Genomic DNA, 25,064 nt, shown 5'->3' with positions numbered 1-25,064 from the left:
CGGCAGGTCAGTGGGCGGGTGAAGGCCGGACGGAGAGCCGGCGTAGAGGCGGGCCGCGCAGGGACAGACCGTGCAGCAGCAACAGATCCTGTGGACGCCGTCCCGGCCTGCGCCGCGCCCGCCCGGGAGTGACCGGCCCCGGGGGCTGTCCGGCGGCCCACAGCCGCCAGGCCGTACGCAGGGGTGCACAGACGAACAGGGCCAGGGAGCGGCCCAGTTGGACGAACGCCGCCTCGCCGCGCCACATCCACAGGCCGCAGACCAGGCCGGCGACCAGGTGAGCCGACACCATTCCCAGGGTGAGCGCGGAACCGTCGAAGGCCGCCACGAACGCCGTCGCGCCGGAGGAACCGTCGGCCACCGACTCGGGGGAGGCGTGGGCCGCACGGCCCGTCGCGCCCGGGTGGTGACCGGCCGGCGTGTGACCGGTCGCCAGGTGACCGGCCGTCAGGTGACCGGCCGTCGACCGCGGCCCGCTCGAAGCCGACGGAAGCGAGACGAAGCAGACATGGAGTGACACCTGGCCCAGGGCGCTCGCCGCCACGACGACGGCAGCGGTCCGCTCTCTGCCCGCCAGCCCCCACCCTGCGCCTGCCGTCAGCAGGAGGGCCGCCCCCAGGACGGGAAGCGGAAGCGACCCGCCGGACATGTGCGCGTGCCCGAGCCCGGACACGGCGACGCACACGACCGCGAACATCACGGCGCGTACGAAGCGGAGTGCCCTGCTCTTCGCCGCCGAGCTGTTCCGGCACGACACCGCTCGCCGGCACTCGGCGCTCGCGACCGCCTTCGTGGAGGCTTTCGTTCCGGGCGGCTACGACTCCGGTACCGGCCGGATCGCCCTTCCCGTCGGCCAGGCCGCGCTCTACCTGGCGATACCGCTCGGGCTGCTCTTCTACGTCCGACACCGCATCGGCCACCGGACCCGGCGGATCCTCCACCGGTGCGTGATCGTCGTCTACGTCCTGAGCGTCTGGCACACCCTGCTCTACGGAACGAACGTCTGGTACGACGGCTGGTTCAGGACCGGCGTGTGGCTCCTCCAGCTCCCGATCGCGGCCCTGCTGCTCCTGCGGCTGCTGAGGCCCGCCCGCCGATCGGAGCGCCTGCCCCGCCCCGGCACCGGCTCACCGGCCGGCTGGACCCTGCGGCTGACCGGCCGCCTGGCGGTCGCGGGCATCTCGGTGGCCGTACTCGTCGTGGTGCTCAGCGGACATGACGGCGGCCGGGCCGCTCCCCCCGAGGACACCTCCTCCACCCGCACAACCACGACTAGGGTTCCCTGTACCGGACGGGCGTGTGCCCGGGCGGGCGTGTGCCTTCGCGGCCTTTGACGCACGGCCGTAGCGTACGGACCGTGCCCCGCCCCCACCGGACCCTGGAGGGAATCATGACCGCCACCGACCTTCCCGTGATCGCCGCAGTCGACGGTTCCGCACACAGTCGGCAGGCCCTCGACTGGGCCGCCCAGGAGGCGCTCCGGAGGCGGTTGCCCCTGATGATCGTGCATGTCAGGCCGCCGACCCGGCGGATGAGCCAGGAGTCCCAGCTGCGGGAGGCGGAGGAACTGCTCACCGGGTCCGTACGTCGGACGGCTCGGCTCGCTCCGGAACTGCACCCGTCGACCCTCGCCCCGCTGGACTTCCCGGCGGCGGCCCTGGTCTCCCTCAGCCAGGACGCGTCGATGGTCGTGATGGGCTCGCGCGGTCTGGGCGGCTTCCGCTCCCTCATGATCGGATCCAACAGTCTGGCGGTCGCTTCGATGGCGGCGTGCCCGGTCGTCATCGTGCACGGAGAGGGCCGCGAGGAGGAGGCCGAGGAGGAAGTGGCGGAGGCGTTCCCGGACATCGTCGTGGGGGTGGCCGCCGACGAAAGCAGCGCGGCGGTGCTGGAGTTCGCCTTCGCGACCGCGGTGACCCGGCCCGGTGCCCGGCTGCGGCTCGTGCACGGGTGGACGATGTTCACCTCCATGCTCTCCGGCGGTCCCGTCTTCGACCGGGAAGCGGCGGCGGATGCGGCGGAGCGGAGTCTCGCGGAGGTGACCGCGGGGTGGCAGGAGAAGTACCCGCAGGTGGAGGTCGTACGCGAACCGGTCAGCGGTTCGGCCGCGCGCACCCTGGTCACGGCATCGGGCACCGCGGCGCTGACCGTGGTGGGCCGGCGCAAGGGCGGCGAGGATCTCGGCCTGGGCCTCTCCCCCGTCGCCCAGACGACGGCAACGCACGCACTCGGCCCGGTCGCCGTCGTCCCCTGCTGATCAGACGGTCGGCCACCGGCGGATGCGGCCCGGTCCGACGGAACGTTGCAGGGCCCCCTGGCCTGACGGATCGTTGCAGGCCCCTTGGCCTGACGGGTCCGGTGGCAGAGACTTGGCCGATGACACAGCGCGTGGCTCTGGCGACGGTGATGGACCAGCTCTCGATCGATGCGGTGATCACCGGCTACGCGGTGGCGGTGGACGACGGCGCGTGGGAGGACTACCGCGCCCTGTTCGTGCCCGACGGCCGCGCCGACTACCGGAGCGCGGGTGGCATGGAGGGCACCGCCACCGACGTCTCGCACTGGCTCGAGGAAACCATGCGGCTCTTCCCCGTCCGTCAGCACCTCATCGTCAACCGGCGGCTCGACCTACAGGATCTGGGCGGCTACCCCGGCGACCGGGCACAGGTGCGTGCCGACTACCTCAACCCGATGCGTCTCGACGCGGGCGGGCAGGACACCGCCGCGAACGGGGAGACGGCACCGAACTTCGTATCGGGCGGCCGTTACACCTTCGAACTGCTCCGCACGGAGCCGGGCTGGCTCATCCACGGTGTCGTCGTCCACGAGAAGTGGCGGCGCATGCCGGGCTGATCCGGCGGCCCGGGCCCGCCCGGACGACGCGCCCGCCCGCGCACGCCCGCTGTCCCGCCCGCACGCTCTCCTCCACACTGGGACCACAGCCTGACCCTGCGGCGACGGACATCGCGCACCGGGCAGGACGAGGAGGGAGCGGGATGGGCATGCGGATCGGGCGGGCCCCGGCAGGAGGCCGGATTCCGGACGACCCGCCCGCCACCGGTGCGGATGCCGCGGACCGGGCACCCGCCGGCCGCCGCGAGCGGGGCGCCGCGCTGCTGTGCTCGCCCTGGTGGCGCGGCGCCGCGGTCCTGCTCGCCGGCGCCCTGCCCGCCCTCGCGTTTCCCGAACCGTCGCTGGGATGGTTCGCCTACCTCGCGCTGGTGCCCTGGCTCCTGCTGATCCGCTCGGCGCCCACCGCCCGCCGGGCCGCGCTCGACGGCTGGCTCGGCGGAACCGGGTTCGTGATCGCCGTCCATCACTGGCTGATGCCGAGCCTGCATGTGTTCATCGTCGTGCTGGCCGCGCTGCTCGGCCTGCTGTGGGCACCCTGGGGTCTGCTCGTGGCCCGGCTGCTCGGCGGCTCGCCGTCGGCCGCGCGCTGCGCGGCGGCCGTCGCCGCGGTGCCGTCCGGCTGGCTGATGATCGAGCTGGTCCGGTCCTGGGAAGGTCTGGGCGGCCCCTGGGGGCTGCTGGGAGCCAGCCAGTGGGACTTCGCGCCCGCGCTGCGGGTGGCGTCGGTGGGGGGCGTGTGGCTGGTGAGCCTGCTCGTCCTCGCGGTCAACACCGCCGTCGTCCTGCTGCTCGTCTCCGCGCGGGCCCGCGCGACGGCCGTCGCCTCACTGGTGGTCTGCGCGCTGGTTGCGGGCGCGTCCTGGGTCTGGGCACCGCAGCCGGAGCGCACCGGCCAGATCCGGATCGCCGTCGTGCAGCCGGGTGTGGTGGAGGGCGCGGACAGTGTGCAGCGGCGCCTGGCGCGCGGTGCCGAGCTGACACGCGGGCTCGCGGGCCAGGGTGTCGGCCTGGTGGTGTGGGGGGAGAGCAGCGTGGGCGTGGACCTGACGCGCAGTCCGGCGACCGCCGGCCTGCTCGCGGAGCTGTCGCGCGAGGTGGGGGCCGAGGTGCTGGTCAACACGGACGCCCGGCGGACGGATGGTGCGGCGCGGGCCGGAATCTTCAAGTCCGCGGTCCTGGTGGGCCCGGGGGGACCGACCGGGGACCGCTACGACAAGATGCGGCTGGTCCCGTTCGGCGAGTACGTCCCGTTCCGTTCGGTGCTGGGGTGGGCCACCTCGGTCGGCAGGGCGGCGGGCGAGGACCGGCTGCGGGGGACACAGCCGGTGGTGATGGACCTGCCCGGCGCCGACCGACCGCGGCTCGGACCACTGGTGTGCTTCGAGTCCGCGTTCCCCGACATGAGCCGGCAGTTGGTCCGGGACGGCGCCCAGGTGCTGATCGCCCAGTCCTCGACCTCGACGTTCCAGGACACCTGGGCGCCCGGTCAGCACGCCTCGCTCGGCGCCCTGCGCGCCGCCGAGAGCGGGCGCCCCATGGTGCACGCCACGCTCACCGGCACGAGCGCGGTGTACGGCCCGCAGGGCGAGCGGGTGGGCTCCCCACTGGGTACGGACACGAGCGCGGCAGTGGTCTTCGACGTACCACTCGCGACGGGCACCACGCTCTACGTACGGCTCGGCGACTGGGCGGTGTACGCGGCCCTGGCGCTGCTGGCGGCCCTCGGCGCCGTCGAGGGGACGCGGCTTCTCAGCCGGCCTGCTCCAAGGCGTCCCGCACCACTCGCTCGCACAGCTCATGGGTCGCGAGGGCGTCCCGTGCGCTGAGCACCTTTCCGGCCCGTACCGCGTCCAGGAACGACAGCACGCTCTGCTCGATGCCGCGCTGCCGCGCGACCGGCACCCAGTCGCCGCGCCGCCGCACGCTCGGCTGGCCCTTGTGGTCGATGATCTCGGCGAGGTTGAGCACCTGGCGCTTGGAGTCCTGTCCCGACACTTCCAGGATCTCCTCGGTCGATCCGTTGAGACGGTTCATCATGCCGATCGCGGTGAAGCCGTCACCGGACAGCTGGAGCACGACGTGGTGCATCAGCCCGTCGACGATCCTCGCCCGTACGACGGTGCTCCCGACCGGCCCGGGCACCAGGAAACGCAGGGTGTCGACGACGTGGATGAAGTCGTCGAGCACCAGCGTGCGCGGGTCCTCGGGGAGTCCCACCCGGTTCTTCTGCATGAGGATCAGCTCACGCGGGTGATCGGCACACTGCGCGTACGCGGGGGCGAGCCTGCGGTTGAATCCCACGGCGAGCGATACGCCGCGCTCCTCGGCGAGCGTCACCAGCGCCACGGAGTCGGCGTACTCGTAGGCCAGCGGCTTGTCGACGTACGTGGGCACGCCCGCTTCGACGAGGCGTCGGGTGATCTCCGGGTGTGCCGCTGTCGGGGCGTGCACGAAGGCGGCGTCCAGCCCCTGGGCCAGCAGCGATTCGAGGTCCGTGTGGCACTGCGCCGCCGGAATCCGGTGGGTCGCCGCGACGGTGGCCAAGGTCGCCGGGGTCCGGGTCTGCAGATGCAGTTCGACCCCGGGCAGGGTGCTCAGCACCGGCAGGTACGCCTTCTGCGCGATGTCGCCGAGCCCGATACAGCCGACCTTCACAGGGATCTCCCTCACTACTGACATTGCGCGTCACTGTCACCTGCGCGTCTCCGGTTCCGCAGCATACGTGCGCTGCGGTGGCTGCCAGTCGGCGATGCCGTCGAGCGTGCGCAGGACGAGTCCGGGGCCGAGGCGCGTGACGGTGGCCATGAGGCCGTCGCGGAGGGCGACGGCGGGGGCGCTGGACCATGCCATCAGCCGGGCGACCTGCGCCGATTTGCGGACCACGGCACTGGTGCGGGGCAGTCCTGCGCCGTGGGCTCGTACAGCGGATCCGTACCGACGGAGGCCGCGCTGCGTACGGGCTTCAGCGAACTCCTGTACGGAATGCCGGCCCCCGGAGCCGATAAGGCCTGGCCAGAATCATGATCCATCGGCGATTATGACCGGCATGACAACATCTGACCGCATGGAACCCGCCATCGACGCCGCGGAACGCCCCATGCTCGAAGGCTGGCTGGAGTTCCACCGGCAGACACTCACCTCCAAGTGTGCGGGCCTCACCGACGCCCAGCTGCGGGAGGCGTCCGTGCCTCCGTCGGAGTTCACGCTCATGGGCCTGGTGCGGCACATGGCGGAGGTCGAGCGCGGCTGGTTCCGCGAGGTCCTGACCGGTGAGGACCTGCCCCCGATCTACGGAACGGACGAGGACCCCGACGGCGAGTTCCATCTCAGCGAGACGGACACCTGGGAGGAGGCGTACACGACCTGGCTCGCCGAGGTCGAGCAGGCCAGGACGAACGCGGCGAAGCACGGGCTCGACGACCTGTCGGCCGGCCGGAGCAAGCGGCACGGCAAGCAGTTCAACCTCCGCTGGATATACACACACATGATCGAGGAGTACGCGCGGCACAACGGTCACGCGGACCTCGTCCGGGAGCGCGTCGACGGCGCCACCGGCGTCTGACACCACCCGGCCGGGACGTGGCCGGGCGCCGCACCCTACGGTTTCCATGGCGTCCTGGCGGTGTCGTCGCGCTGACCGGGTCACCCGTGAGGGCCAATCCCGGCCCACCGCTCCCCCACGAGCCGTGCGCACCAGCAGAGTTGGCGGGTGCATCGAACCAGAATCACAGCGAGTCTCCTGATGGGGGTGGCTGTCACCGCCGTCTCGGGCTGCGTGGCGGTGGAGCCTCAGGCGGCTGCCCCGCCCCGGCCCGGGACCAGCGGGCCCGTCCAGGACGTGGCCCCGCAGATCGTGCAGCCGCCCGTCCGGGAGTCCCTGGAATCCCTGCCGGATCCCACGCCGTCCGCCGCCGCCCCGTCCGAGCGGCCGTCCGATGGAGGCCGTCCCGAGTACCGCGTACCCCAGCAGCAGGGGCCGGCTCCGGCACCTCCCCGGCGGGCACCGCACCGGTCTCCTCGTGTGCCCTCCGCTGCCGTGCCCGCGGTTCCCGGCTCAGCCCTCACCGGAACGGATGTCTGCGCCCTCGGGCGGGGCTACGGAGGCTGGTCGGCGGGCAGCACCGAGGCGAGGATCTGCGAGGAGACCTACGACCCCTGACCCTCTGCGGTCCACGCACCTGCTCCCCTGGCCCGTCGGCTCCGGCGGGCCACGGGCCGGGTTTCACCGGTCGCGCATCCGCTGCTCCAGCCGCCCGATGGCGGCACGCACCCCGCCCCCGTACCCGTCGTGCGTGAGAACGTCGGCGGCGTTCCGCGCCCGGTCCAGATGGAGACGGGCCGCCTCGGGGCGGTGGAGTTTCAGATAGTCCGCCGCGAGGTTGAGGTGCAGCGAGGGATAGAAGGCGCGTACGGCGAGCGCGTCGCGGTGCTGTGCCACGCGCTCGTCGGTCAGCCCGTCCGCCGCGGTCAGCGCTCGCAGGTCCCAGGCCAGCTCGTCCCCGGGATCGTCCTGGGTATCGGCCATGTAGTGCGCGAGGGTGCAGCGGTGCAGGGCGTCGCCGTCCTCGCCGAGCTCCGACCAGATGGCACCGAAGCGGTTGCGGGCCTCTTCCCGGTCCCCGCCGTGAAGCAGCATGACCGCCTGGCCGATCCTGGTCATGAGAGCGTCCCGTGACGCCTCCTGCTGCTCTGTCACCGAGGTCTCCTTCGCGCCCGTCCGGTCCGTTCCGGTCGTCCTGACGCTAGCCGCCGCGGTGACGAATCCCGCTCAGGCACGGACCCGGCCCCGTCGGCAGGGTCCGTGCGCGGTGAGCCGGGCCGGTCAGCCGAGGTCGGGGATACGCCAGTCGATGGGCTCGTGCCCCTGGGCGGCGACCGCCTCGTTGATTCCGGTGAACGGGCGCGAGCCGAACCAGCGCTTCGCGGAGAGCGGGGAGGGGTGGGCGCCCTTCACCACGGTGTGACGCTCCTCGTCGATCAGCGGGAGCTTCTTCTGCGCGTAATTGCCCCAGAGCACGAAGACCGCGGGGTCGGGACGCGCGGCCACCGCCTTGATCACCGCGTCGGTGACCTTCTCCCAGCCCTTGCCCTTGTGCGAGTTCGCCTCGCCGCCCCGGACCGTCAGTACGGCGTTGAGCAGGAGGACGCCCTGCTCGGCCCACGGCATCAGATATCCGTTGTCCGGGATGGGCAGGCCGAGCTCCGCCTGCATCTCCTTGTAGATGTTGCGCAGCGAGGGGGGCGTCTTGACCCCTGGCTGCACGGAGAAGCACAGCCCGTGTCCCTGGCCGGCCCCGTGATAGGGGTCCTGGCCAAGGACGAGGACCTTCACCCGCTCGTACGGAGTGGCGTCCAGCGCGGCGAAGACCTGTTCGCGCGGCGGATACACCGGCCCCTTGGCCCGCTCTTCCTCGACGAAGTCCGCGAGCTCCTTGAAATACGGCTTCTGCAGCTCTTCGCCGAGGACGCCGCGCCAGGACTCGGGCAGCAGGTCGGTGTCGGTCACGTCCACAACCTCCGGTAAGCAATCAGTGCGTGACCACAGAACCTACCGGGGGCCACTGACAACGGGCCCGCGAGCCGTCTACCAGCTGGTCTTCCGGTACAGCTCCCACATCTGCATGACCGTCTGCGGGTCCAGCGCCCGCTCACCGCCGCCGATGTCCTCGCCCGCCGCGACGTACAGCTTTCCCTGCCACAGGGGCAGCAGGCGGACGTCCTCGACGAGGATCTGCTGGGCCTGCTCGAACTGCTTGCTTACCGCGCCCCGGTCGCTCTCCTGGCGGGAGGACGGCAGCAGCTCGTCGGTGATCTCGGTGTTCAGGTACGGGGTACCGGTGACGCTCTCCTTGCCCACGAAGGGGGCGATGAAGTTGTCCGGGTCCGGGAAGTCCGGGAACCAGCCACGCCCGAAGACGGGGTACTGCCCCTTGGTGAAGCCTTCCTGGAAGACCGTCCACGGCGCGCTCTTCAGCGTGATCTCGAACAGCCCGGACTCCTCCAGCTGACGCTTCAGCTCGGCGAACTCGGGAGCGGTCGAGGAGCCGTACCGGTCGGTCGTGAACCAGAAGGTCATCTTGACCGGCTCGGTGATGCCGGCCTTGGTGAGGATGGACCTGGCCTTGACCTCGCTGGGGTCGCCGAAGGTGTCGAAGAAGCTGGTGGCATGACCTGCGATCCCCTTGGGCACCATCGAGTACAGAGGCTCGGCCGTGCCCTGGTAGACCTTCGCGACCAGGGCGTCACGGTTCACCAGCTGGGCGATGGCCTGGCGTACCGCGGGCTTGCCCGCCGCGGGGTCCCGTGGGTTGAAGACCAGGAACCGGATGTCCGCGCCGACCGTCTCGACGATCTGCAGACCGTTGTTGTCGGACTTGTTGTCCTCGAGGCTGACCACTTCCTCGGCGGTCAGACCGCGGTAGGTGGCGTCGATCTCCTTCGCCTTCAGCGCGGCCACCATCGAGGCCGAGTCGTCGAAGTACCGGATCGACACGCCGTCGTTCTTGCGGTCGGCGAAGCCCTTGTAGCCGGGGTTCTTCTTCAGCTCGGCCAGCTTCTTGGCCTTGTACGACTCCAGGAGGTACGGGCCTGAGCCGGTGACCTTCCCGTCGCTGCGGAGCTTGTCGGCGGGGTACTCGCTGGGCGGCACCAGCGACATCGCCGGGGTGGCCAGGATGAACGGGAACGTGGCGTCCGACTTGTTGAGGTGGAAGATCACCTCGTCGTCCCCCTTCGTCTCCACCCGGTCCAGCGAGCCGAGCATGCCGAGGGGGCCACCCTTGACCTTGATGGTCCTGATGCGGTCGATGGAGTGCTTCACAGCCTCCGCATCGATCTTCTCTCCGTTGGAGAACTTCAGGTTCTTACGGAGCGTGCACCGGTAGGCCATGCTCGTCTCGTCGGTGAACGTGCAGGAATCGGCAGCGTCGGGCTCGGGACTCGTCGTGCCCGTGGGGAAGCTCACCAGGGTCTGGAAGACATTGCGCATCAGCTCCCAGGAGCCGTCCCAGGCCGCGGCGGGGTCGAGCGTCGAGGGTGAGCTCGTCGTACCGACCGTTATCTGCTGATCCGTCTCGGAACTACTGTCGGACAGCAGACCGCATCCGGCCAGCACTGTCAGGGAAGCAAGGGCTGCAGCAGCCTGCAGACTGGCCCGGTAGAACACGTGCACGCTCCTCGATCAGCCATGGGTCGGCAGACCATACCGCAGCGCCCCATCGGGTCAATCCGCTGGCCCGACGGGGCACTTAGGTCAAATCAGGGCCAAATCCACTCAGGCCGTCTCAGCCGACGCCCGCGTTGAGGAAGATCCCGCCGTCCACGACGAGGGTCTGCCCGGTGATCCAGTCGGACTGCCCGGAGGTGAGGAACGCCGCCGCACCGCCGATGTCCTCCGGTACGCCGAGCCGGCCGAGCGGGTAGGCGGCGGCCGCCTCCGCCTCACGGCCCTCGTACAGCGCCTCGGCGAACCTGGTCTTCACCACGGCCGGGGCGATCGCGTTGACCCGGACGACCGGCGCGAACTCGTGCGCCAGCTGAAGGGTCAGGTTCACCATGGCGGCCTTGCTCATGCCGTACGCGCCGATGAAGGGCGAGGCGGAGACACCGGCGACCGAGGCGATGTTCACGATCGCGCCGCCGTTGTCCTTCTGCCACGCCTTCCAGGTCTGCTGGGCGAAGCCGAGCGCCGAGATCACGTTCGTCTCGTAGACCTTGCGGGCGACATTGAGATCCAGTTCGGCCATCGGTCCGAACACCGGGTTCGTACCGGCGTTGTTGATCAGGAAGTCGACCCGGCCGAAGGCCTCCATGGTGCGGGCGACGGCCGCGGCCTGGTGGGCCTCGTCGTGCGCCTTGCCGGGGATGCCGATCACCCGGTCGGCGCCGAGCTTCTCGACTGCCTCCTTGAGCGCGTCCTCTCCGCGTCCCGTGATGCAGACCCGGTCGCCGCGGGCGACGAGCGCCTGGGCGATCCCGTAACCGATGCCGCGGCTCGCACCCGTGATGAGGGCGACCCTGCCACTGTCCTGCACAGTCATGTCCCTTGCCCTTCGGTTTAGTTGAGCGGTCCGCCGGCGACGTACATGACCTGGCCGGAGACGAAGCCGGCGTCGTCGCCCGTGAAGAAGGCGATGGCGTTGGCGATGTCCTCGGGGTGGCCCACGCGCTGCACGGGGATCTGGGTGGCCGCGGCGGCCTGGAACTCCTCGAAGCCCATACCGACCCGGGCCGCCGTCTGGGCGGTCATCTCGGTGACGATGAAGCCGGGGGCGACGGCGTTGGCGGTGATGCCGAACTTGCCGAGCTCCTTGGCGAGGGTCTTGGTGAAGCCCTGGAGACCGGCCTTCACGGCGGAGTAGTTGGCCTGACCGCGGTTACCGAGCGCGGAGGACGAGGACAGCGACACGATCCGGCCGAACTTGGCGTCCACCATGTGCTTCTGGACGGCCTTGGCCATCAGGAACGCGCCCTTGAGGTGCACGTTCATCACGAGGTCCCAGTCGGACTCGCTCATCTTGAAGAGCAGGTTGTCCCGGAGGACACCCGCGTTGTTGACGAGGATCGTCGGAGCGCCCAGCTCGGCGGCGACCCGCGTGACGGCCGCCTCCACCTGCGCGCTGTCCGACACATCGCAGCCGACCGCGAGGGCGGTGCCCCCGCCGGCGGTGATCTTCTCGACCGTTTCCTTGCAGGCCGCCTCGTCGAGGTCGAGTACGGCGACGGCGCGGCCCTCGGCCGCCAGACGCACTGCGGTGGCGGCGCCAATGCCCCGCGCGGCTCCCGTCACGATGGCGACGCGCTGCTCGGTGGTGGACATGCTTGGTTCTCCTCGCCCTTGGATCGCGGCTCAGCGGACGTGGGACATTCTCTGACAGAGAAGTTCCCGATGACTGAGCAACCGCTTAGTACCTTCAGCAGACGAGACGCTAGAAGCCCTGGCACCCGGTGTCAACGGCCCACGGGGGCAGGGGTGCATGTCACACCCGCCGGCGCCGCGGCCGAAGCCTCCGGCGCGACGCCGCCGGGTACCGGATCAGCGCACGAGCAGGTCGAGCAGCCGTTCGGCCTCGGCTGCCGGATCGGTGGTGAGGCCGCTGTGCACGGCGCCGGGCTGCACGACGGTGGAACGCGGCGCGATGAGCCAGCGGAAGCGCCGGCCCGGATCGTCGCCCGATGCCTGGCCCGCCGCGTCGCCGCCGTCACAGACCCCCTCCACGGCCCGCAGGGCGGCCCGCACGCCGACGACGTCGGCCTGCGGGTCCAGCGCCGCGAGCTTGTGCTCGTCGAGGTGTGTACGGGCCGCCACGAAGGACCTGGCCCTGCAGTACACGAGCACCCCCGCGTTGAAGCACTCACCGCGCTCCACCCTGGGGACGACCCGCAGTACCGCGTACTCGAAGACATCGCGCCGGGTCATCGGACGCCACCCTTACTGCTCTGCTCGTCGCCGCTCGCCTGCTGCGGGGCCAGGCGCTCGACGAGCCATCCCGGGGCCTGCGAGGGCTTCGTCCTGGTCGGTGCGTCCAGCGTGATCCGCTCGTGAACGCTGCCGGCACGCGCCAGCAACGGTGCCACGTACGCCCTGCGCAGCTCGTCCGTCGTACGGAATCCGGGCTCGTCGACCAGCCACTCGTCGGGTACGTCGGCAACGACCTCGAAGAGCAGTTCCTCGGTGACGCGCGGAGCCAGCTCGGCGGCCGCGGCCGCGATGTCCGGTCCGAAGGGGGCGAGGACGTGGTCAGACGCGTTGTACGGCTTGGCGGCAGAGGTCTGTGCGCCGGGCCAGTTGTGGTGCCAGATCATCGTGGCACCGTGGTCGATCAGCCAGAGATCCCCGTGCCAGATGAGCATGTTGGGGTTCCGCCACGACCGGTCGACGTTGTTGATCAGCGCGTCGAACCAGACGACCTTGCCGGCCTCGGCCGGTTCGACCTCGTAGGCGAGCGGATCGAAGCCGAGCGAGCCGGGAAGGTAGTCCATACCGAGGTTCAGACCCCCGCTCGCCTTGAGCAGCTCCTGTACCTCCTGGTCCGGCTCCGCGAGTCCGATGACGGGGTCGAGCTGAATGGTCACGAGCTCCGGGACACGCAGCCCCAGCCGCCGGCCGAGCTCCCCGCAGATCACCTCCGCCACAAGGGTTTTCCGGCCCTGCCCCGCGCCGGTGAACTTCATGACATACGTACCGAGATCGTCGGCCTCGACGATGCCGGGGAGCGAGCCGCCCTCGCGCAGGGGCGTGACGTAGCGGGTCGCGGTGACTTCTGTGAGCATTTCCCCAGGCTATCGGGCCCGCCGCCAGGTCCTCGCGCGTGACGTGGACAAGTACGCCCGGTTACGGGGACGGCGGCGATGAAGCAGAAGTGCCCATCCCTACCGGAATGTTCGTCAGCTGAGCAAGTACCAGAGGACGTGGCATCAGTGACAGGTGACGAATGGGCTGCCGCCAAGCAGAAGTTCCCGCACGGTGCCACGGTCAACGGCACCGTCAAGGAAGTCGCGCCCTTCGGAGTCTTCATTGCGGTGGAGGGTGTGCAGCTGACCGAGGCCTTCGCGGACGTGGCGGGAATGCATCACGGCGGCGCCGATGGTTCTACGGTGATCTGGCCCGCGGTCGGTGATTCGGTCACCGGAGTCGTGGTCGAGCACACGGAGCGCAACCATCAGCTCAAGCTCCATCTGAAGCAGTCGGAGAAAACCGCCTCCCGTCCCCTTCCGAGCTCCGGCAGAGAGCCGGATCAGTGGCCGGATCAGTGGCGGGATCAGTGGCTGGCCAGTTCGCCGCTGAGCCTGGCGTGGAGATCGGCGCTGAGGTCGTTCAGGCCGGTGATCTCGACGGTCTTGCCGCGCTGAGCGTACTTGGTCTGGATCGCGTCGAGCGCGGCGACGGACGAGGCGTCCCAGATGTGGGCGGCGCTCAGGTCGATGACGACGTGGTCCGCGTCGGTGGTGTAGTCGAACCGGCCGACGAGGTCGTTGGACGAGGCGAAGAACAGTTCGCCCGTCACGGCGTAGACCACCGTGCCCCCCTCTGGGTCCGTCACCGAGGTGACGTCGGCGAGGCGTGCGACACGCCTGGCGAACACCACCATGGCGGTGACCGAGCCGACGACGACGCCGATGGCCAGGTTGTGGGTGGCCACCACACAGCCCACGGTGACGACCATGACGGTGATCTCACCGGGCGGCATGCGGCGGAGCGTCCTGGGCGCGATGGAGTGCCAGTCGAACGTCGCGAACGAGACCATCACCATCACGGCGACCAGTGCGGCCATGGGGATGTCGGAGACGACCGGCCCGAACACGATGCAGAGCACCATCAGGAACACACCGGCCAGGAAGGTCGACAGACGCGTGCGGGCGCCGGAGACCTTCACGTTGATCATGGTCTGGCCGATCATGGCGCAGCCGCCCATGCCACCGAAGAAGCCGGTGACGATGTTGGCGATGCCCTGGCCGATCGACTCGCGGGTCTTGTTGGAGTGCGTGTCGGTGATGTCGTCGACCAGCTTGGCCGTCATCAAGGACTCCATCAGGCCGACCAGCGCCATCGCGAAGGCGTACGGCGCGATCGTCGTCAGCGTGTCCATGGTGAACGGCACGTCCGGCAGGCCGGGAACCGGGAGCGAGGAGGGCAGCTCGCCCCTGTCGCCCACGGTCGGGACCGCGATCCCCGCCGCCACGGTGATGACGGTGAGGATGACGATCGAGACCAGCGGAGCGGGGATCACGGTGGTGACCTTCGGGAAGAACACCATCAGCGCCAGACCGCCCGCCAGGAGCGGATAGACCGGCCACGGCACGTGGTGCATCTCGGGTACCTGCGCCATGAAGATCAGGATGGCGAGTGAGTTGACGAAGCCGACCATCACCGAACGCGGGATGAACCGCATCAGCTTCGCCACCCCGAGCGCGCCGAGCACGATCTGGAAGACACCGGCCAGGATCACCGCGGCGATCAGGTAGCCGAGCCCGTGCTCGTTGTTCAGGGGCGCGATGACCAGCGCCACGGCGCCGGTCGCCGCCGAAATCATCGCCCTTCGTCCCCCGACGATCGAGATGACCACGGCCATCGTGAACGAGGCGAACAGACCGATCGCGGGATCGACCCCGGCGATGATCGAGAAGGAGATCGCCTCCGGGATGAGCGCGAGCGCGACCACGAGGCCGGCCAGCACCTCGGTACGCCACACCTTCGGATCGGCGAGCCAGTCGGGGCGCAGGCCGCGCAGCCGTGCGGCGGGGGACACAACGGAAGAAGACACGGAAACGGAAACCTGTCGCGTTCGGGCGCACCCCGGTGGGGCGTACGGAGGGACACGGAGGAGCCTGGCCGGCACCCCGCGGTAGGCCAGCGGAGCGAGCCTGAAGTCAAGGAGTCAAGGAGTCAAGGAGTCAAGGGACGCAGGGGAGTCAGGGAAGTCACGGCGGTACGGAACAGTGACCGGTGTCATCCGGTGCGAGAATCGAGTGGTCGCCGGGGGCGCCATCGGCCACGGCACGACACTGGGCGGGGCAGCCGCAGGCGCCCTCACCGCGCATGACTCTACCCTAACGTTAGAGTAGAGATCGGCGGGGCCGTAAGGGCTCGGCCCGCCAGGACGAGAAGGGCCGGGACCACACGCGTGGACGACAAGCACATGCAGATCGGCGAAGTCGCCGCGCGGACCGAGTTGTCCCTGCGCACCATCCGGCACTACGAGGAGTCGGGCCTCGTCGCCCCGTCCGCCCGCTCCCAGGGCGGTTTCCGCCTCTACACCGAGTCGGACGTCGCCCGGCTGATGGTCATCCGGCGCATGAAGCCGCTCGGATTCACCCTCGACCAGATGCGCGACCTCCTGACCGCCACCGACCGCCTCGACGGCGAGGAGCCCCTCGAGGCGGACGAGCACGAGGCACTGATGGACCGGGTTCGCGCGTTCGAGCAGGCGGCCACCGAGCAGGTCGACAAGCTCCGCGTCCAGCTGGCCCGCGCCGAGGACTTCGCCGCCACGCTCCGGACCCGTCTGGACCAGGGAGCTCCGGCCACCGTCGCCCGAACACCCTGATCCGCCACCTGGACGAAAAGTCACCGGACCGTGAACACCGTGGCATCCGCTTCCGTATGCATGATCGAAATCATGTATCCGATGAAGGGAAAGCCGGCATGAGCGCATCGCAGGAGCGTCAGGTCCACCTGGGGCGCCGCACCGTCATCACCGCGGTCGGTGCCGCTGGGGCGGCCGCCGCACTCACCGCGTGCGGAACCCAGCGGGCCGGGGAAGGCGGGGAGGCGGACGCGGCGAACGCCGGCGGCCAGATCCTCGGCAGCACCGCGGATGTCCCCGAGGGCGGCGGAGTGGTCTTCGCCGACCAGGGGATCGTGGTGACGCAGCCGAAGGCCGGTGAGTTCAAGGCGTTCTCGTCGAAGTGCACGCACCAGGGCTGCGTGGTGAAGGGCATCTCGGCCGGCGTCATCAACTGCCCCTGCCACGGCAGTACGTTCGACGCGGAGACCGGCGCGGTGACCGGCGGACCCGCGACCCAGCCGCTGCCCGCCAAGGCCATCACGGTCGAGGGCGGATCGATCAGTCTGGCGTGACCCCTGCCTGCCGCCCCGCCCGCCGCCAGCAGGCCAGTGCCTCGTCGGTGGTGGTGATCGTCGCGACGAGAGCGAGCGTGTTGCGGATCATCGCGGGGGTGTACTCGGCGGGCACCCCCGCGACGGCATCGGCCGGCACCACCGCCGTGTAGCCGAGGTTCACCGCGTCGAAGACGGCGTTCGGGATCGCCACATTGGCCGAGACGCCGGTGACGACCAGGGTCCGGCAGCCGAGGTTGCGCAGCAGCGCGTCCGCATCGGTCCCGGCCAGCGGGGAGAGACCGTGCAACCGCCGTACGACGAGGTCCTCGTCCGTCACCTCGATGGGCGGGGCGACGCGTACCGCCGTGCTGCCGGTGTACTGCTGGACGGGCAGCCGGGCCGCGGCCCGGAAGAGGCGGGCGTTGTGACTGGCGCCGCGCCCGTCCGGGCGGCGTTCGGCAACGGCGTGCACGACCTGGACCCCGGACTCATGCGCCCCTGTGACGAGGCGGGCGATACGGGTGAGCACTCCGGAGGACCGGGCCTCCTCGGCGAGTTCCGGCAGCGCGCTGTCGTGACCCACGACCCCTTGCTGGCATTCCACGGTCAGTAGAACGGTGGTCGCCGGATCGAGCTGCGCGGCGAGTTGATCCTTCGGCGGCTTCGAGGGCACGGTGTCCCCTTTCGTACGGGTCGGCCGGGCGCGCGACGCTAGCGGCCATTGCGTGACGAGGGAAGAGGCTCCATGCTTTCCTGGCAGTCAGTCAGTTCGCTGGCCCAGCAGGAGGGAACGCTCCATGACCGCCACTCAGCGGCGAGGACGCCGGATCATGATGACCACCGGCGAGCGGGACGCCTACCTCGTGGAACAGCGCACGTGCCGGGTGGCCACCGTCTCCGTGGACGGCCGCCCGCACATCGGGGCCCTGTGGTTCGTGTGGGACGGGACCTCGCTCTGGCTGTACTCCATCACCCGGAGTCTGCGGTGGTCCCAGCTGCGCCAGGACCCCAGGATCGCCGTCGTCGTCGACGACGGCGTGGAGTACGGCGACCTGCGCGGCGTGGAGCTCTCCGGCACGGCCGTCACGGTCGGCGAAGCCCCCCGCACCGGCGAGCCGTGCGCCGAACTCGCACTACCGGAGCGGCTGTTCGCTTCGAAGTACTTCGGCATGGAGGACATGCCGCACGACGGGCGGCACGCCTGGCTCCGCCTCACACCGGATGCCGTCACCTCCTGGGACTTCCGCAAGCTGGCGGGCCCTTCGTAGCGCCCGCCCGCAGGTGTTCCCGGAGGGGTGCGGTCAGGGCGCGTCGAGCGTCCGGCCCGCCGCGCGCAGCGCCTCGACCGCCGCCCTGATCGAAGGCCGCCGGTCGGCGTCGGTGCGCCACACCGCGTGGATGTGGCGGCGCATCCTCTGCCGTACGGGGACCAGCCGCACCCCGTCCGGTACCGGACCACGCCCCAGCCTGGGGGCCACGCACACCCCGAATCCGGCCGCGATCAGGGCGAGTTGGGTGTGGTGCTCACCTGCCAGATGTGCGATGCGAGGCTCGATCCCCTTGGAGCGCAGCGTGAACATCAGCCACTCGTAACAGAATTCGCCCTCGGGCCAGGACACCCATTCGTCCTGGGCGAAGTCCTCCAGATCGACCTCGGTACGGTCCGCGAGCGGATGACCGGCCGGCATCGCGATATCCGGTGCGTCGTCGAGGAGTCCGGCCTTGGCGAGCCCGCCGGGCACCGGCAGACGCTTGTTGCTCCAGTCGAGCACCACCGCGAGGTCGCTGTCGCCGCGGAGCACCGCCCGGATGCCGTCCTCGGCCTCCATCTCCGTGGTCCGGACCTTCAGTTCGGGGTGATCCGCACGCAGCGAGGTGAGTGCGGCGGGAAAGAGCCCGCGGGCAGCGGTCGGGAAGGCCGACACCTGGACCTCGCCCACCACGCGACCGCGCTGTGCCTCGATATCGGACTGCGCCAGGGCAACCTGGGAGAGAATCCGGGCCGCGTGATCGGCGAGCAGGCGCCCCGCGTCGGTGAGGCGGACCCCTCGGCCGTTCTTGGCGAGCAGCTGCTGCCCCACCTCCCGTTCCAGCTTGGCCATCTGCTGCGAGACCGCCGAGGTCGTGACGTGCAGCCCGTCCGCGGCCCCGCTCACCGAGCCGTGCCGCGCGAGGGCGTCCAGCGTCCGCAGCCTCTCCAGATTCAACATGTAAGAAATGCTACGCGAACGCCCCCAGAAAGTCTCACTTGTCCTACGCGGTCCTGCTGGTCATCCTTGAGCTCATGAGCGCCCCCTCCGCCCCGCGAGCAGTTCCCGCGACCCCGTCGCCCGTCATCCCCCCGCCCCCGTCGGCCCACCCCACGGCCGGGACCCCCGGCCGCCGGTCGGTGGACTGGCGTATCCGCTTCGCGGCACTCGCGCTCATCTGGGGCTTCAGCTTCCTGCTCATCAAGGTGGGCACCGACGGGTACGCCCCGCTCCAGGTCTCGTTCGGCCGACTGTTCTCGGGGGCGGCGGTGCTTGCCGTCGCCATGCTGCTGCGACGTGAGCGGCTGCCGCGCTCGGCGAAGACCTGGGGCCATCTGTTCGTCGCCGCCCTGCTCCTCAACGCGCTTCCGTTCTCGCTGTTCGCATACGCGGAGCTGACCATCCCGTCGACGCTGGCGGGCATCTGCAACGCCACCTCGCCGCTGTGGGGCATGGCGCTCTCCCTCGTCGCGCTCTCCGAGGACCGGCCGACCCGCCGCCGCGTCGCCGGACTTGGACTCGGCTTCCTCGGGGTGCTGACCGTGCTCGGCGCCTGGCAGGGCTTCTCCGGACTGGACTTCGCCGGTACGGCCATGGCGCTGCTCGCCTCCCTCTGCTACCCGATCGGCTGGATCTACGTACGCCGGACCCTGACGGGCAGCGATGCGTCCGCCCTGTCCCTGACCGGCAGCCAGCTCCTCGTCGGGACCACCCAACTCGCCCTGGTGACACCCTTCTTCACTTCGGCACCCGACGGATTCCCGCTGCTTCCGACGCTCTCGGTGCTGGCCCTGGGAGCGATCGGAACGGGCTTTGCCATGCTGCTCCAGTACGAGTTGGTGCAGGAGATCGGGCCGACGACCGCACAGATGGTCACGTACTTCATCCCGGTCATCGCCACCGCCGCCGGAGTGGCCCTGCTCGGCGAGCAGCTGAACTGGAACACCCCGGTCGGCGCGCTGATCGTCCTCGCCGGGGCCGCCCTCACCCAGAGCCACGCCCGCCCGCCCTCCGCGTCGCGGCCCCGGAGGCCGCGACGGAAGCGGGAGGAGCGGCGCGGCGCCGGGGGGCGGCGGTTCAGCCGAAACTGATCGGCCGGGCCGGCCCGGCCGCCGCCGCGACCGCGTCGGCCAGCGGACCGATGTCGGCGGCGGTCAGCCCCGACACGGTGAGCCGGACTCCCTGGGGGGCGGACACGCGGAAGCGCGCACCGGGCGCGACCGCCCAGCCGGCACGCAGCAGCCGGGTCACTGCGCCCGTCTCGTCACTGACGGGTACCCATACGTTCATCCCGCTCCGGCCGTGCGCCGGGACGCCGCGGTCGGCCAGCGCCCGGACGAGCGCGTCCCGCCGCTCGCCGTAGGACCGGGCGACCCCGGCCGAGTCGACCGTGCCCGACGCCCACAGGTGCACCACGGCCTGTTGCAGCAGCCTGCTGACCCAGCAGGGCCCCAGCTGCTGCCGCCCCGCCACCCGGTCGACCGTGACCGCGTCCCCGGTCAGTACGGCGAGCCGCAGATCGGGCCCGTACGCCTTGGCGACGGACCGCACGAACGCCCAGCGGTCGGTGATCCCCGTGAGCGGATGCAGCGGAAGGTCGACGATCGCGTGCCCGTGGTCGTCCTCGATCAGGAGGACGCCGGGGTGCTCGGCGAGCACCGCGCGCAGTTCGCGGGCCCGGGCCGCGCTCACCGCGGCGCCCGTGGGATTCTGCGCCCGGTCGGTGATGACCAGCGCCCGCGCCCCGCCCCGCAACGCCTGTTCGACATCGGCGGTCCGCGGCCCTTCGTCATCCACTCCGACGGGCACGGCGTGCAGGCCCAGCGCCGGCACGAGATCGAGGACGCTGCCCCAGCCGGGATCCTCGACGGCGACGGCGTCCCCCGGCTTGAGATGCGCCGACAGGACCCGCTCGATCGCGTCCAGCGATCCCGACGTCGCGATCACGGCACCCGGGGACACCCCGTCGGCGTCCATCGCCGCCCGGGCCATCGCCGCCAGCTCAGGGAGCACGGGCGCGTCCCCGTACATGCCCGGCCGGGCCGCGTTCGCGCGCGCGGCCGAGGCGAGCGCATCGCCGAGATCGGGCAGCAGATCCGGATCGGGATTCCCCTCCCCCAAGTCCCTCACGCCTGGCGGCACTTCGACGCGGAGCGAGCCGCGTGCGGTACTCGCCGGACGTGGCCGGACGCGGCTCCCCCGGCGCCCCGCGGTCTCGATCACCCCGCGCTCGCGCAGCGTTCGGTAGGCGGCCGCGACGGTATTGGGATTGACCTCCAGACGGGCCGCCAACTCCCGCATGGGAGGCAGCACCTGGCCGGGCGCGAGGTCGCCCGACCCGACCGCCCGCTCCACACTCGCGGCGATGTCGGACGCACGCCGCCCACTGATCGGATAGTCTCCTAGCACAAACATCATTATGCACTAGTGCAATGGAGTACGCAATGTCGGACACCGCCGCGCCGGACACCCTCACGCCCGACAGCACGGGCCCGAGCACCACCGTCCCGTACCCGCAGACGGACAGGACGGTCCCGAGCAGGGGCCGTGAACGCGTCACCTACGATCGCGAGCTGGTCCATTCGGTGCTGGACGCGGCCTACCTCTGCCACCTCGGCTTCGTACGGGACGGAGCACCGGTCGTCCTGCCGACTCTGTTCGGGCGGGTGGGCGAACGGCTCTATGTGCACGGCTCGACGGGCTCACGGCCCCTGCTCGCCGCGGACCGGACGGACCCCGGCCTCGCGGTCTGTCTCACGGTCACCCATGTCGACGCTCTGGTACTGGCCCGCTCCGCCTTCCACCACTCGATGAACTACCGCTCGGTGGTCGTCCACGGCACCGCCCGTACCGTCACCGACCCGGAAGAGCGCCGGGTCGCGCTCGACGCCATCGTCGACCAGGTCGTTCCCGGCCGCTCCCAGGACTCACGGCCCGCGGACGCGAAGGAACTCGCCGCCACCGCGGTGATCCGCCTGGACCTCGACGAGGTCTCCGCCAAGGTCCGCACCGGCGGTCCGAACGACGACCCCGAGGACGTCTCGCTCCCGCACTGGGCCGGCGTCGTCCCGCTCACCCGCGGACACGCGGCCCCGGTACCCGCCGACGACCTCGACCCGGCTATCGCCGTGCCGGAGTATCTGGCCTCTCTCTGACCGTGCGCCGCCCCGCCGGTGCCGCCACCCGGGAGCCGGCCCCCCGGCCGGAGACACGTCGGACGAGCACGGCGTCCCGGCGCGCGACAGCCGCTCCACGCGCTTCGGCGACGGCCAGGCCCGCCACCGCGACGAGCAGCAGCAGCGTGCCCACGACGGTGGCGGCCGTGAGCTGTTCATGCAGCAGGGTCACAGCGATCACAGCCGCGCTCACCGGTTCCAGAAGCATGATCACGGAGACGGTCGCGGACCGCACGGTCGCCGCTCCCGCGAAGTACAGCGCATAGGCGAGCGCCGTCGGCACGGCGGCCACGTACACCAGCAGCCACACCACATGGGCGGTGTCGGCGGTGTGCGGCACGAGCCCCTCCGCGGCCGCCAGGGGCAGCAGCCCCACGGCGCCGATCCCGAAGGCCCAGGCGCTGGTCGCGAGTGCGTCGCCGCCCCGGCCGTCGCGCCCCAGCCACCGGGTGAGCAGCGTGATGGCCGCGTAGCCCGAGGCGGAGAGCAGGGCGAGGGCGATCCCCAGCGGCTCGACCTCGGCCCGTTCGCCGCCGAGCACCAGGACGAGGAGACCGGTGAGCGCACCCGCCCCGGCCGCCACTCCGCCGCGGCCGAGCCGTTCCCCCATGGTCAGCCACGCGCCCACGGCGATGAGGACGGGCCCGGCGCCGAGCGTGACCACGGTCCCGACGGCGAGACCGGTCATCTCCACGGCCGCGAAGTACGCACTCTGGAACATCGTGAGCCCGATGCCGGTGCCCAGGATCCGCAGCAGCCGGCGGCGACGGGACTCGGCGGGTGCCGACGCCCGCCGCCCCGGCCTCAGCGCGAGCGCTCCGGCCAGCAGGACGAGACCGCCGACGCAGCGCCAGAACGACAGGGCGAGCGGGCCGAGATCACTGGCCCGGAAGATCAGGGAGGCCGCGGCCCCCGCGGTCCCCCAGGCGACTCCGGCGATGATCAGATAGAGGATGCTCCGGCCGACGGGCAGGCCGGACATGGGTAGGGACACGTGCTTCTCCACAACAGAAAAAGGGCATGGGGGTCGCTCGGCTCCGCACGCGGGCAGCGACGGACCGCTCGGGGACTGCCCGAGCCCGGTTTTCGTCTGGAGGTGCCGCCCGCGCTAGACGGCGGGCGGCGGAAGCACAGTGAGACGCACGGCCGTCACACTACGGCGAGGCCGGGCGGGCGGACAACTCCCCCTCGGGCTCCCCGGCAGCCGGCTCGGCGCCGACGCCACCGGTGCCGGAGGCCACCGGTCCGGACGGCGGCTTCGGCGCGGAGGACTGCGCGATGAACGCGCCGATCAGCACCACGCCGCCGCCGATGAGCTGGGGCGCCGACAGGTACTCGCCGAGCAGCACCCAGGCGAGGACGGTCGCGATGACCGCCTCCAGGCAGGCGACCACGCCCGCCACCTGCGGGGAGAGCAGCCGCACCGAGATGACGCCGGTGACGTAGGCGAGGACGGTCGCGACCAGCACGATCCAGCCGAGCAGCAGCCAGGCGGGGACCCCGTTCCCGTTCATGTCCGCGCTGCCGCCGAGGATCGACCAGTCCATGCCCCAGGGCCGGGCGAACACGGTGAGGACCGCGGCTCCGATGAGCAGTCCGTACGCGATCACGCCGACCGGGTGCGGTGGTTCGGTGTGCTTCCCGGGGCTGCCCACACTGTCCTGGCCGCCCTGGTCGGAGAGGACGAAGTAGCCGACCTGGCAGCAGGCGGCGCCCAGGGCGAGCAGCAGCCCGATGGCGTCGAAGCTCAGTCCCGCCCAGATCTCGACGACGCAGGCGAGTCCGCCGACCGCGAGGACCACACCGACAGCCGCGGCCCGGGTGACCGGTCGGCGTTGCACGAACCGGACCCAGCCGAGCACGAGCGCCGGTGCCAGATACTCGACGAGCAGAGCGACCCCGACCGGGATACGGGAGATGGCGGCGAAGTAGCACGCCTGAACCCCCGCGACGGCGAACAGTCCGAAGCCGGCCAGCAGCGCGGGCCTCTCACGGACCAGATTCCGGTGGCGCCAGGCCACCGGCAGCATGACGAGCGCGGCACCCGCCACCCGGAGCCACACCACGTGCAGGGGGTCGAGCCCCGCCTCGATCAGCGGCTTGGCCGCCACTCCCGAACCACCGAATGCGAACGCCGAGGCCAGGGCTGGTCCCAGGCCGGCGCTTCTCCCCTGAGACGCGTACATCGGCACATCATGACAGGTGCGATCAGCACCGTCACCCCTGTCACGACTGTCAGGCCGGCCCGGACGTCTCCGTTGTGCGGTCAGCCGTACGGCCCGCGAGCCACGCGGCCTCCACACCGGCCCGATCGAGCACTTCCACCGCCCGGCATTCCGGGTCCGCGGCGAGTGCGGCAAGCAGATCCAGACCGCCGGCACGCATTTCTCCACGCCGCTCGGCACGTTGCCTCGCCCCCTCCATGGCAGCCACGGCCGAGGGCGACCAGCCGTCCGCCCCGGGCTCGCGCACCAGCGGGACCGTGCCCGAATCCTCGACCGCCCCCTGCCAGCGGAGCCCGTAGCCGATGCTGCGCTGCACGAGATAGCCGAGCACCTTCGCGAGCTGCGGACCGCCCGCGAAGGCCGTCCGGACCTCGGGGTCCGACTCGATGAGCGAGTGCAGCAGGTGGGCGGTGTCGATCTGACGGTCTCCGTCACGCAGGGCCCGTCTGCGGGCACCGGTCAGGACCGAGGTCAGTTCCACAGTGAGGGTGGCGTCGAGCTCGGCACGGGTCGGTGCGGGCTGTTCGGGGATCCGCGGCGTCCGGTTTTGCACACCTCTCACCCCATCAGTCCCCTGACCTGAACACATCCCCGGAGCGGCCCATTCAGTCATCCCACCCAAGTTGGGCACACCAGCACAGTTCCTCATCCTTCCGGATGAGATCCGACGGCCGCACGGTGCCGATCGGGAGAAACGGCGCGCGCCGCCTTGCTTCGCGCTCCGGGAGCAACCGGCAGCCACGCCGCGTACGTCCCTCAGGCCACAGCACGAAGACGACGCCGGAGGGGGCGGAGGACATGTTCTGGATGGTCGCCCTGCTGGCGGTCGACGGACAGCAGTACGCCTACCGCGCCTACGCCCCGGACGACGCACTGACCGCCGATCTCTTCTGGGCGGCCTTCCACTGCCATGACGAGGGCCCGCATCCGCGCACTTCGGACTGGTTCGACTCCGCCGTGATCTGGCCGAGCCGCCAGACCCAACAGATCTGACGGGTCA

The 25,064-nt window shown here is 71.0% G+C and carries 29 protein-coding genes and 1 pseudogene; 12 read left to right on the top strand and 18 right to left on the bottom strand.

Annotated elements, in window-relative coordinates:
• Positions 1 to 7: 7 nt before the first annotated feature.
• Positions 8 to 649, bottom strand: a complete 642-nt coding sequence (locus tag F0344_RS31665; RefSeq protein WP_258050182.1) for a hypothetical protein — start codon at positions 647 to 649, stop codon at positions 8 to 10.
• Positions 650 to 716: 67 nt separating this feature from the next.
• On the opposite strand from F0344_RS31665, the pseudogene F0344_RS31660 reads away from it, so the two are divergent.
• From F0344_RS31660 to lnt, 4 genes and pseudogenes are all read left to right on the top strand, one after another.
• Positions 717 to 1,276: pseudogene (locus F0344_RS31660) on the top strand (ferric reductase-like transmembrane domain-containing protein); the annotation flags it as partial.
• 114 nt (positions 1,277 to 1,390) lie between these two features.
• Positions 1,391 to 2,257, top strand: coding sequence for a universal stress protein (locus F0344_RS31655; protein ID WP_185302033.1), 867 nt, complete (start codon positions 1,391 to 1,393; stop codon positions 2,255 to 2,257).
• 119 nt (positions 2,258 to 2,376) lie between these two features.
• Entirely contained in the window at positions 2,377 to 2,853 is a 477-nt protein-coding gene (locus F0344_RS31650) for a nuclear transport factor 2 family protein (protein WP_185302032.1), read from the top strand.
• 143 nt (positions 2,854 to 2,996) lie between these two features.
• Positions 2,997 to 4,679, top strand: coding sequence for an apolipoprotein N-acyltransferase (lnt, locus tag F0344_RS31645; protein ID WP_185302031.1), 1,683 nt, complete (start codon positions 2,997 to 2,999; stop codon positions 4,677 to 4,679).
• On the opposite strand, the gene F0344_RS31640 is transcribed toward lnt, so the two are convergent.
• Both F0344_RS31640 and F0344_RS31635 read right to left on the bottom strand, forming a co-directional pair.
• Entirely contained in the window at positions 4,603 to 5,508 is a 906-nt protein-coding gene (locus tag F0344_RS31640) for a Gfo/Idh/MocA family protein (protein WP_185302974.1), read from the bottom strand. The genes lnt and F0344_RS31640 overlap by 77 nt on opposite strands.
• A 36-nt stretch (positions 5,509 to 5,544) precedes the next feature.
• A complete protein-coding gene (locus F0344_RS31635) occupies positions 5,545 to 5,703 on the bottom strand; it encodes a hypothetical protein (RefSeq protein ID WP_258050181.1) in 159 nt (52 codons plus the stop codon).
• 196 nt (positions 5,704 to 5,899) lie between these two features.
• On the opposite strand from F0344_RS31635, the gene F0344_RS31630 reads away from it, so the two are divergent.
• Positions 5,900 to 6,415: a DinB family protein gene (locus F0344_RS31630; RefSeq protein ID WP_185302030.1), complete on the top strand. Its 516-nt coding sequence runs from the start codon at positions 5,900 to 5,902 to the stop codon at positions 6,413 to 6,415.
• Positions 6,416 to 6,595: 180 nt separating this feature from the next.
• Positions 6,596 to 7,012: a hypothetical protein gene (locus F0344_RS31625; RefSeq protein ID WP_258050315.1), complete on the top strand. Its 417-nt coding sequence runs from the start codon at positions 6,596 to 6,598 to the stop codon at positions 7,010 to 7,012.
• A 63-nt stretch (positions 7,013 to 7,075) separates the two neighbouring features.
• Here F0344_RS31625 and F0344_RS31620 read toward each other — a convergent pair whose 3' ends face one another.
• The 9 genes from F0344_RS31620 to F0344_RS31580 form a co-directional block, all read right to left on the bottom strand.
• On the bottom strand, positions 7,076 to 7,549 hold the full coding sequence (locus F0344_RS31620) for a hypothetical protein (protein ID WP_185302028.1): 474 nt from the start codon (positions 7,547 to 7,549) through the stop codon (positions 7,076 to 7,078).
• Between the two features lie 126 nt (positions 7,550 to 7,675).
• Positions 7,676 to 8,359, bottom strand: a complete 684-nt coding sequence (locus F0344_RS31615) for a uracil-DNA glycosylase (protein ID WP_185302027.1) — start codon at positions 8,357 to 8,359, stop codon at positions 7,676 to 7,678.
• A 78-nt stretch (positions 8,360 to 8,437) separates the two neighbouring features.
• A complete protein-coding gene (locus F0344_RS31610) occupies positions 8,438 to 10,018 on the bottom strand; it encodes an ABC transporter substrate-binding protein (protein ID WP_185302026.1) in 1,581 nt (526 codons plus the stop codon).
• Between the two features lie 118 nt (positions 10,019 to 10,136).
• Entirely contained in the window at positions 10,137 to 10,892 is a 756-nt protein-coding gene (locus tag F0344_RS31605) for an SDR family oxidoreductase (protein ID WP_185302025.1), read from the bottom strand.
• Positions 10,893 to 10,909: 17 nt separating this feature from the next.
• On the bottom strand, positions 10,910 to 11,671 hold the full coding sequence (gene fabG, locus F0344_RS31600; protein WP_185302024.1) for a 3-oxoacyl-ACP reductase FabG: 762 nt from the start codon (positions 11,669 to 11,671) through the stop codon (positions 10,910 to 10,912).
• Between the two features lie 216 nt (positions 11,672 to 11,887).
• On the bottom strand, positions 11,888 to 12,271 hold the full coding sequence (locus F0344_RS31595; RefSeq protein WP_185302023.1) for a DUF3037 domain-containing protein: 384 nt from the start codon (positions 12,269 to 12,271) through the stop codon (positions 11,888 to 11,890).
• On the bottom strand, positions 12,268 to 13,125 hold the full coding sequence (locus F0344_RS31590) for a HipA family kinase (RefSeq protein WP_185302022.1): 858 nt from the start codon (positions 13,123 to 13,125) through the stop codon (positions 12,268 to 12,270). Before F0344_RS31590 ends, F0344_RS31595 begins: the two co-directional genes overlap by 4 nt.
• A gap of 144 nt (positions 13,126 to 13,269) precedes the next feature.
• Positions 13,270 to 13,530 carry a hypothetical protein gene (locus F0344_RS31585; protein WP_185302021.1) on the bottom strand — a complete coding sequence of 87 codons (261 nt, stop codon included), beginning with the start codon at positions 13,528 to 13,530 and terminating at the stop codon, positions 13,270 to 13,272.
• A gap of 83 nt (positions 13,531 to 13,613) precedes the next feature.
• A complete protein-coding gene (locus F0344_RS31580) occupies positions 13,614 to 15,101 on the bottom strand; it encodes a SulP family inorganic anion transporter (RefSeq protein ID WP_185302973.1) in 1,488 nt (495 codons plus the stop codon).
• A gap of 375 nt (positions 15,102 to 15,476) precedes the next feature.
• On the opposite strand from F0344_RS31580, the gene F0344_RS31575 reads away from it, so the two are divergent.
• Together F0344_RS31575 and F0344_RS31570 are read left to right on the top strand one after the other, a co-directional pair.
• On the top strand, positions 15,477 to 15,899 hold the full coding sequence (locus F0344_RS31575) for a MerR family transcriptional regulator (RefSeq protein ID WP_185302020.1): 423 nt from the start codon (positions 15,477 to 15,479) through the stop codon (positions 15,897 to 15,899).
• Positions 15,900 to 15,997: 98 nt separating this feature from the next.
• Positions 15,998 to 16,432, top strand: a complete 435-nt coding sequence (locus F0344_RS31570; RefSeq protein ID WP_185302019.1) for a Rieske (2Fe-2S) protein — start codon at positions 15,998 to 16,000, stop codon at positions 16,430 to 16,432.
• On the opposite strand, the gene F0344_RS31565 is transcribed toward F0344_RS31570, so the two are convergent.
• Positions 16,419 to 17,087 (bottom strand): cysteine hydrolase, encoded by a 669-nt coding sequence (locus tag F0344_RS31565; RefSeq protein ID WP_185302018.1) that lies wholly within the window; start codon positions 17,085 to 17,087, stop codon positions 16,419 to 16,421. The two genes, F0344_RS31570 and F0344_RS31565, sit on opposite strands and share 14 nt — an antisense overlap.
• Positions 17,088 to 17,211: 124 nt before the next feature.
• Between F0344_RS31565 and F0344_RS31560 the strand changes: the two genes are divergently transcribed.
• Positions 17,212 to 17,682, top strand: a complete 471-nt coding sequence (locus F0344_RS31560) for a pyridoxamine 5'-phosphate oxidase family protein (protein ID WP_185302017.1) — start codon at positions 17,212 to 17,214, stop codon at positions 17,680 to 17,682.
• A 33-nt stretch (positions 17,683 to 17,715) separates the two neighbouring features.
• Here the strand turns inward: F0344_RS31560 and F0344_RS31555 are convergent, their stop codons facing one another.
• Positions 17,716 to 18,624, bottom strand: a complete 909-nt coding sequence (locus tag F0344_RS31555; protein ID WP_185302016.1) for a LysR family transcriptional regulator — start codon at positions 18,622 to 18,624, stop codon at positions 17,716 to 17,718.
• Between the two features lie 74 nt (positions 18,625 to 18,698).
• Here F0344_RS31555 and F0344_RS31550 point away from each other — a divergent pair, with 74 nt between their 5' ends.
• Positions 18,699 to 19,754, top strand: coding sequence for a DMT family transporter (locus tag F0344_RS31550; RefSeq protein WP_185302972.1), 1,056 nt, complete (start codon positions 18,699 to 18,701; stop codon positions 19,752 to 19,754).
• On the opposite strand, the gene F0344_RS31545 is transcribed toward F0344_RS31550, so the two are convergent.
• Positions 19,741 to 21,072 carry an aminotransferase class I/II-fold pyridoxal phosphate-dependent enzyme gene (locus tag F0344_RS31545; RefSeq protein WP_219732158.1) on the bottom strand — a complete coding sequence of 444 codons (1,332 nt, stop codon included), beginning with the start codon at positions 21,070 to 21,072 and terminating at the stop codon, positions 19,741 to 19,743. The genes F0344_RS31550 and F0344_RS31545 overlap by 14 nt on opposite strands.
• Before the next feature lie 35 nt (positions 21,073 to 21,107).
• On the opposite strand from F0344_RS31545, the gene F0344_RS31540 reads away from it, so the two are divergent.
• Positions 21,108 to 21,818, top strand: coding sequence for a pyridoxamine 5'-phosphate oxidase family protein (locus F0344_RS31540; RefSeq protein ID WP_185302014.1), 711 nt, complete (start codon positions 21,108 to 21,110; stop codon positions 21,816 to 21,818).
• Here the strand turns inward: F0344_RS31540 and F0344_RS31535 are convergent.
• The 3 genes from F0344_RS31535 to F0344_RS31525 form a co-directional block, all read right to left on the bottom strand.
• Entirely contained in the window at positions 21,784 to 22,821 is a 1,038-nt protein-coding gene (locus F0344_RS31535; protein ID WP_374940174.1) for a DMT family transporter, read from the bottom strand. The genes F0344_RS31540 and F0344_RS31535 overlap by 35 nt on opposite strands.
• 172 nt (positions 22,822 to 22,993) lie before the next feature.
• Positions 22,994 to 24,025: an EamA family transporter gene (locus F0344_RS31530; protein WP_185302012.1), complete on the bottom strand. Its 1,032-nt coding sequence runs from the start codon at positions 24,023 to 24,025 to the stop codon at positions 22,994 to 22,996.
• 49 nt (positions 24,026 to 24,074) lie between these two features.
• Positions 24,075 to 24,617: a Clp protease N-terminal domain-containing protein gene (locus F0344_RS31525; RefSeq protein WP_185302011.1), complete on the bottom strand. Its 543-nt coding sequence runs from the start codon at positions 24,615 to 24,617 to the stop codon at positions 24,075 to 24,077.
• 245 nt (positions 24,618 to 24,862) lie between these two features.
• Between F0344_RS31525 and F0344_RS31520 the strand changes: the two genes are divergently transcribed.
• On the top strand, positions 24,863 to 25,057 hold the full coding sequence (locus F0344_RS31520; protein WP_185302010.1) for a hypothetical protein: 195 nt from the start codon (positions 24,863 to 24,865) through the stop codon (positions 25,055 to 25,057).
• The last annotated feature ends 7 nt before the right edge of the window (positions 25,058 to 25,064 follow it).

Source organism: Streptomyces finlayi (assembly GCF_014216315.1).
GTDB lineage: Bacteria > Actinomycetota > Actinomycetes > Streptomycetales > Streptomycetaceae > Streptomyces > Streptomyces finlayi_A.
Note: the sequence above shows the minus strand (reverse complement) of the source record. Positions and strands in the feature narration are given on the sequence as shown.